The sequence below is a fragment of the Synechococcus sp. BA-120 BA3 genome (assembly GCF_034931285.1).
GTDB lineage: Bacteria > Cyanobacteriota > Cyanobacteriia > PCC-6307 > Cyanobiaceae > Cyanobium.
In genome coordinates, this window is the sequence record NZ_JAYGHZ010000338.1 from 1 (window position 1) to 6,449 (window position 6,449).

Here is a 6,449-nt window from a genome sequence, read left to right on the forward strand (position 1 = left end):
GGGCCGCGCTGGCTGGCCCTGGGCGATGGCCTGGTGGGCCAGACCCTGGTGCTCGCGGTCCTGCTGAGCCTGGCCCCGCTGATCGCCGATGGGCCGCTGCTGGCCGGGGTGGTGCTGCTGGAGTCGCTCCTGTTCCTGACCCTCGCCGTGCGGGAGGGCTCCGGACCGCTCAGCCGTGTCGGCTGGTGGTTGAGCACCGCCGCCGGGGGGGTGCTGGCCCTGAGTGGCCTGGGGGCCGCGCTGCTGCGCGGTACACCGGTGCATCAGCTGCAGACAGGGGCGGTGCTGACGGTCGGGGCGGGCCTGATGGCCGGCATGCAGGTGCTGCTGCAGCGCCGCGCTGTGTCCCTGCCCCTGCCGCCCCTGCTGGGCTGGCTGGCCGGCGGCCTGGTGGCCGTGGGCACCGTCCTGGTGGTGCCGGAGGACTGGCGTTCGGCCCTGAGCCTGGGGGTGATGGGCGCCTTCCTGGTGGCGGCACGCCGCTGGCGCCCCCCCGGCCTGCTGAACGGCATGACCGTGGCGATCGCCCTGGCCCATGCGGCCGGCTGGCTGACCCTGCTGGCCCAGGCACCCTGGCAGCCGCTGCCCCTGCTGGTCCGACTGCTCCCCCTGGCGGTCCTGGCCCTGCTGCTGACCACCTGTGGCGGCGGTGGCCGCCGTCAGGGCCTCGGGCTGGCGCTGCTGGGCATTGATGCGGGCCAGGGTGTGCTGTGGCTGCTCGAGCCGATCTCGCCGCTGCTGCCGGGGGCGGCCTGGTTGCTGCTGTCCGCCGGGGCCCTGGACGGGACCCGCTGGCTTCGGGGGGGCGCCGTGCGGGTGGGTCTGGGGCTCTCCCTGGCCTACCTGGCCGCCTTCGGCGTTTCCTTCCTGGTGGTGATCGGGCCCAGCCAGGAGCTGGTGACCCTTGGGGTCCTGCAGGTGCGCGGCCGCCTGCTGATCGAGCTGCTGGCGATCGCCGTCGGCCTCCACGGCTGGTTCTTCCGGGCCGGCCCGGAGCTGGCGCGGCTGCCCAGCTGGCGGGCGGTGCAGCCCTGTTTCCTCGAGGGGTCCCTGCTGGCGGTGCTGGTGCTGCTGCAGGGGGAGATCAGCGCCCCCTGGCGACCCGTCGCCTCGACGCTGCTGGCCCTGCTCCTGGTCTGCCCGGCCCTGGTGCGGCGCTTCGCCATCCGGCTGCAGGTCTACGGGGTGATCGTCTACTGGCTGGCGGTGGCGACGCTGCTGGTCGGCCTGAGCGTCGGCCTGCCCTCCTTCCCCCCCGCCACCGGCGCGGCCCAGAGCGCCGGTCTGGTGGCGATCGCTCTGCAGACGGTGTTCGTCCTGGCCTGCCGCCGCTGGCTTGACCTCGAACGGCTGGCCGAGCCGGGCGGGTGGCCGCTCCTGGCCTGGGTTGGCGGGCGGGTGGCGCGCCGGCGCAACCTCTGGCTCGGCCATCCCCTGTTCATCGCCGTCGCCGTGGTGCTGGCCAGCGGCTACGACCGGGCCCTGCTGACCCTGCTCTGGACGGCGGAAGCCCTGGCCGTCTACCTGCTGGGGGTGGTGCTGCGGGAGCCCCAGTTCCGCCAGGTGGCCCTGGTGGGGCTGGGGGCCTGCCTGCTGCGGCTGCTGGCCATCGACATGGCCCAGGCCGACCTGGGGCTGCGGGGTCTGGTGTTCGTCGGCGTGGGTCTGTTGCTGCTGGCCCTGAACGCCCTGGTCCATCGCTTCCGCAGTCGGTTCGGCTGAGGGGTTCCGCTGACGGGCCCCTCTGACGGGGCGGCTCCGGCGCCTAGGGTCGGGCGCGATCGCCCGTCCCCATCCCCGCCGTGTCCCTGCTGCTGGCCGCCCTCGACGCTGCTCCCGTGACCCTCCGGCAGGCAGGGCTGGACCAGGCCAGCGGCGACTACGGCGATCTGGACGCCATGGAGATCCTGCTGGAATACGCCCCGCTCACCTACCCGCCCTACATGCTGGCCGGCATCGGCCTGGCCATGGCCGTCCTGTGCGGGCTCACCTTCGCCCGGATGATCCAGAACCGGTTGGAGGGTTGGAAGCAGGACCGGCTGGCCCTGCTGCCGATCGCCAACCTGGAGACGACCCTTCCCTACGGGGGCCTGGTGATCGGGGTGACCCTGTTCATCGGCGCCAGCCTGCAGGTGTTCGGCTTCGCCGCCGGCGCCGCCCTGCTGGTGGCCTTCGTGCTGTCGCTGCTCACCGGCGGTGCCCTGTGGGTGCAGCTGGAGCGGCTGATGGCCCAGGTGCAGGACGGCACCTTCAGCGCCGTTGACTTCGACAATTTCGACCAGTTCTTCTGAATCCGGCTGGGGAGGCGCAGTTCGGTTAGCCGCTCAGCGACCCTCCGCCCGCCAGCCGGCAACTGCTTGTAACGTTCTGAAACAACACAAGCAGGACATGCAGGCCTCCCTTTCCCTCAATCGCCAGTTCTCGATCGCCGTCCACTCCCGCGCCATCGACAGCTGTAACGACATCGAGGAACTCCGCAAGGTCGCCAAGACCCTCCTGACCGCCTGGCAGCACCAGGCCGAATTCAGCGAGCACTACGGCGCCCAGCTGCTCGGCATCCGCAAGTAGGCCGAGGCGTTCCGCCCGTTCAGGGCGCTCCGTTTCCGCCGCTCGCGTCTTCGGAGCCGCCGGAGCCCCTTCGCCGCCAAAGCTTCAGGCCGACCCCGCCCCACAGCAGGCTCCAGAGCACGAAGGTGACCAGGGTTCCCCTCTGGCCGCCGTCCAGGTCGTAGACACCGGCGCCGATGAGGCCGGCATCGATGAGCGAGCCACCCACGCCCCAGCCCAGCACCCAGAGCGCCACCAGGGCGATGGCCGTCGCCTGCTCCTTCATCCGTCGCCCTGCGTAGGGGGCCCAGCCTGCCAGCCAAGCCGGGCTGTACGCTTCTGTTGATTCAAAGATTTCTCTTCGGCGAGTGACAACGTCCTGCAAGGGCTATCGACGAATCGGTTCATAATTGTTTTTCTGTTCATGACGATTTACGTTGGAAATCTCTCCTTCGATGCGGAGGTGGAGGATCTCAACCATCTGTTTGCGCAGTACGGAGCCCTGCGTAACTGCAGCCTGCCCCTCGACCGGGAAACCGGCCGCAAGCGCGGCTTCGCCTTCGTGGAAATGGCCAATGAGGCCGATGAGACCAAGGCCATCGACGACCTGCAGGACGTCGAGTGGATGGGGCGGATGATCCGGGTCAACAAGGCCCAGCCCCGCACCGGTGGTGGCGGCGCTGGCGCCGGCGGCGGCCGCGCGCGCTACTGAGCCTCAGGCCACCAGGTAGGCCTCCAGGGAGCGGGAGTGGTGGCGGATGCCTTCGAGGGCCCGCCGCTCCAGATTGCGGGTCTTGTCCCGGCTCATGCCGAGGGTGCGGGCGATGCCGGTGAGGCTCATCGGCTCCTCGCCGTCGATGCCGTAGCGCATCTTCAGCACCCGCCCCTGCAGTTCCGGCAGCTGCTCCAGCAGGGCCCGCAGGTCCCCCTTGAGGCATTCGCCGTCCACCAGATCGGCGGGCAGCAGGTCGTCGCCGGCCAGGAGATCGAGCAGCTCGGTGTCCTCACCGTCGCCCACCTTCGTCTCCAGGCTCACCGGCTGGCGGGCGCGGCAGAGCAGGTCTTTCACTTCTTCCTCGGGCAGTTCCACCGCCACGGCCAGTTCGCTCAGGGTGGGGGTGCGGCCCAGCTCCTGGCTGAGCTCCCGCTGGCCCTTCTTGAGCTTGTTGAGGGTTTCGGTGATGTGGATCGGCAGGCGGATCGTGCGGCTCTTCTCGGCGATCGCCCGGGTGATGCCCTGGCGGATCCACCAGTAGGCGTAGGTGGAGAACTTGTAGCCGCGGGTGGGATCGAACTTCTCAACGCCCCGCACCAGGCCGATGGTGCCCTCCTGGATCAGGTCCAGGAGCTCCATGTTCCGCTTGGTGTACTTCTTGGCCACGCTCACCACCAGGCGCAGGTTGGCGGCCACCATGCGCTCCTTGGCGCGGCGGCCGGCATGCAGACGCTTGCGCAGCACTTCCGGCCGCAGGCCCGCCGCCGCCGCCAGCTCCTGCTGGCTTGGATCGGTGCCGCCGGAGCGCATCTTCAGCTCCTCGCGCAGCTCCTCAAGGGCCATCAGCTCCTGCACCTGGCGGCCCAGGGTGATCTCCTGTTCATGGCTGAGCAGCGGCACGCGGCCGATGTCCCGCAGGTAGGAGCGGACCAGGTCGCCGTCCACCGGCGGCATGGAGCGGCCGGGGGAGGCGCGGACCACGGTCTGGACCGTGTCGGACACCTGGAGCGTCTCGGCCACGTGGACCGCGTCGGAGGTCGAGGGCTGGGCGAAGGCGAGGGCGACGACCATGGATCCGATCCATAACTGTCTGTAAAGCGTAACATCACGAAGTGTGAACTCCTCTCAGAAATGGGAGTGCCCGAGAAGGCCGTTCCGACGGGGATCAAGGGCCGTCGCGACCCCCAGCGCCGGCCCGGATCAGCCGCTGCCGAGCCGGGGAAGCAGCAGCTGGGCGGTCCTGAGGTAGATGAACACGCCGGCCACGTCGGTGGCCGTGGTGATGAACGGGGCCGACATCAGGGCCGGATCCAGCCCCAGGCGGTCGAACAGCAGCGGCAGGGCCGCTCCGGCGGTGGCGGCCAGGGTGGTGATCGCCACCAGGCTGATGCCGGCCGCGGTGGCCACCAGCGCACTGCCCCCCATCGTCCAGGCCCAGGGCACCACCACCACCGCCAGCAGAGCGCCCAGCAGCGCCCCGGCGACCAGCTCCCGGCCGATCGTGCGCCAGGGGCCCAGGGACTGCAGCCGCTGGGTGCTGAGGCCCCGGATGACCACGGTGGAGCTCTGGGCGCCCACGTTGCCGCCGGTGCCGATCAGCAGCGGGATGAAGGCCGCCAGCAGCACCACCTGCTTGAGCACCAGCTGCTCGGAGGCGATCACCGCCGAGGTGCCCGTGTTCGCCACCAGCAGCACCAGCAGCCACACCACCCGGCGCCGGGCCACGGTGAACAGATTGCTGCGGAAGTAGTCGTCCTCGTCGCCGGCCTGCACGGCGCCGGCCGCGTACAGATCCCGGGTGGCCTCCTGCTGGATGACGTCGATGACGTCGTCGACGGTGACGATGCCCACCAGCCGCTGCTCCCGGTCCACCACCGGCACGGCCAGGAAGTCGTAGCGCTGGATCACCCGGGCCACCTCCTCCTGGTCGGTGTCGGTGGTGACGCTCATCACCTCCCGGGTCATCACGTCCCCGAGCCGGTCCTCCGGATCGGCCGTCACCAGATCCCGCAGCGACAGCATGCCGCTGAGGTGCCGGGAGGCATCGGTCACGTAGAGGCTGTAGATCGTCTCGGTGTCCCGGGCCCGGCGACGCACGATGTCGAGGGCCTGCTGGGCACTGTGAAATTCCTTGAGGTCGATGAACTCGGTCGTCATCAGGCGACCGGCGGTCTCGGCCTCGTAGCCGAGCATCTGGGCCGTGACCCGCCGCTCCGCCGGGCTCAGCTCCGACAGCAGCCGCCGCACCACCTTGGCGGGCAGTTCATCGAAGAGCCGTACCCGGTCGTCCGGGGACATCTCCTCCACCAGCTCCAGCACCTCGCCGGAACGCAGCCGCTCCAGCAGGCTCTGCTGCACCGATCCGTCGAGATACTCGTAGACCTCGATGGCCTCGTTCTTGGGCAGCAGCCGGAAGGCGAGGGCCTGGAGCGTGCGCGGCAGGGTGCCGATCGCCTCGGCGGAATCCACCGGCTGCACGGGTTGCAGCAGCAGTTTGGCGCCGTCGTAGTTGCCCGCCTGCAGCAGACCCTCCAGCTGGCGAGCCACCACCTCGGCGACGGCGGAGGCCTCAGCCATCGCTCCTCGGATGCCGGTGGGTACGAGTGTATGGGCTGGGCCGCTAGGGTCCGCGGCGTTCTCCCCTCCCCAGGAACCCATGGCCGTGAACGTGAGCGACGTGGTGGTGCGCACCGCCGCCGGCCAGGAGCGCCGCCTCGGCGAGTGGTCCGGCCAGGTGCTGCTGATCGTCAACGTGGCCAGCCGCTGCGGCTTCACCCGCCAGTACGCCGGCCTCCAGGCCCTCCAGGACCGCTTCGGCCCCCAGGGCTTCGCCGTGCTGGGCTTCCCCTGCAACGACTTCGGCGCCCAGGAGCCAGGGACCCTCGACGAGATCCAGCAGTTCTGCTCCACCACCTACGGCGTCGGCTTCGAGCTGTTCGACAAGGTGCACGCCACCGGCTCCAAGACGGCCCCCTACGACACCCTGACCCAGGCCGAACCCGCCGGCGACGTGGCCTGGAACTTCGAGAAGTTCCTGATCGGCAAGGACGGCAGCGTGGTGGCCCGCTTCAAGAGTGGGGTGGAACCGGACGGCGCCGAACTGACCGCCGCGATCGAGAAGGCGCTGGCGGCCTGAGCCTGCGGGGAGCCGATGCCGTCAGGGTCAGCCGGGCAGCCAGCCCCGGCT

Annotated in this window: 8 protein-coding genes; 5 read left to right on the top strand and 3 right to left on the bottom strand. The window is 70.4% G+C overall.

The features are described 5' to 3' along the window. The 3 genes from VB737_RS13930 to VB737_RS13940 all read left to right on the top strand — a co-directional run. Positions 1 to 1,722 (top strand): hypothetical protein (locus VB737_RS13930; RefSeq protein WP_500313829.1); only part of this gene is annotated, 1,722 nt, incomplete at its 5' end. Positions 1,723 to 1,802: 80 nt separating this feature from the next. After that, on the top strand, positions 1,803 to 2,291 hold the full coding sequence (locus tag VB737_RS13935; protein WP_500313831.1) for a hypothetical protein: 489 nt from the start codon (positions 1,803 to 1,805) through the stop codon (positions 2,289 to 2,291). Between the two features lie 97 nt (positions 2,292 to 2,388). Further along, a complete protein-coding gene (locus tag VB737_RS13940) occupies positions 2,389 to 2,568 on the top strand; it encodes a hypothetical protein (protein WP_106221166.1) in 180 nt (59 codons plus the stop codon). Between the two features lie 19 nt (positions 2,569 to 2,587). Here VB737_RS13940 and VB737_RS13945 read toward each other — a convergent pair whose 3' ends face one another. After that, positions 2,588 to 2,833 (bottom strand): hypothetical protein, encoded by a 246-nt coding sequence (locus VB737_RS13945; RefSeq protein ID WP_500313833.1) that lies wholly within the window; start codon positions 2,831 to 2,833, stop codon positions 2,588 to 2,590. Between the two features lie 138 nt (positions 2,834 to 2,971). Between VB737_RS13945 and rbp the strand changes: the two genes are divergently transcribed. Next, positions 2,972 to 3,259 carry an RNA-binding regulator gene (gene rbp, locus VB737_RS13950; RefSeq protein WP_500313835.1) on the top strand — a complete coding sequence of 96 codons (288 nt, stop codon included), beginning with the start codon at positions 2,972 to 2,974 and terminating at the stop codon, positions 3,257 to 3,259. Positions 3,260 to 3,262: 3 nt separating this feature from the next. On the opposite strand, the gene VB737_RS13955 is transcribed toward rbp, so the two are convergent. Then, positions 3,263 to 4,216: an RpoD/SigA family RNA polymerase sigma factor gene (locus VB737_RS13955; protein ID WP_500313840.1), complete on the bottom strand. Its 954-nt coding sequence runs from the start codon at positions 4,214 to 4,216 to the stop codon at positions 3,263 to 3,265. A 246-nt stretch (positions 4,217 to 4,462) separates the two neighbouring features. Further along, positions 4,463 to 5,839 carry a magnesium transporter gene (mgtE, locus tag VB737_RS13960; protein ID WP_500313836.1) on the bottom strand — a complete coding sequence of 459 codons (1,377 nt, stop codon included), beginning with the start codon at positions 5,837 to 5,839 and terminating at the stop codon, positions 4,463 to 4,465. A 79-nt stretch (positions 5,840 to 5,918) separates the two neighbouring features. Here mgtE and VB737_RS13965 point away from each other — a divergent pair, with 79 nt between their 5' ends. Further along, positions 5,919 to 6,398 carry a glutathione peroxidase gene (locus VB737_RS13965; protein ID WP_500313838.1) on the top strand — a complete coding sequence of 160 codons (480 nt, stop codon included), beginning with the start codon at positions 5,919 to 5,921 and terminating at the stop codon, positions 6,396 to 6,398. The last annotated feature ends 51 nt before the right edge of the window (positions 6,399 to 6,449 follow it).

Bases quoted from the DNA above. Each gene is read 5' to 3' on its own strand.
- VB737_RS13965 (WP_500313838.1), top strand. From the start codon at position 5,919: ATGGCCGTGAACGTGAGCGACGTGGTGGTGCGCACCGCCGCCGGCCAG.
- VB737_RS13945 (WP_500313833.1), bottom strand. From the start codon at position 2,833: ATGAAGGAGCAGGCGACGGCCATCGCCCTGGTGGCGCTCTGGGTGCTG.
- rbp (WP_500313835.1), top strand. From the start codon at position 2,972: ATGACGATTTACGTTGGAAATCTCTCCTTCGATGCGGAGGTGGAGGAT.
- mgtE (WP_500313836.1), bottom strand. From the start codon at position 5,839: ATGGCTGAGGCCTCCGCCGTCGCCGAGGTGGTGGCTCGCCAGCTGGAG.
- VB737_RS13955 (WP_500313840.1), bottom strand. From the start codon at position 4,216: ATGCCGCCGGTGGACGGCGACCTGGTCCGCTCCTACCTGCGGGACATC.
- VB737_RS13940 (WP_106221166.1), top strand. From the start codon at position 2,389: ATGCAGGCCTCCCTTTCCCTCAATCGCCAGTTCTCGATCGCCGTCCAC.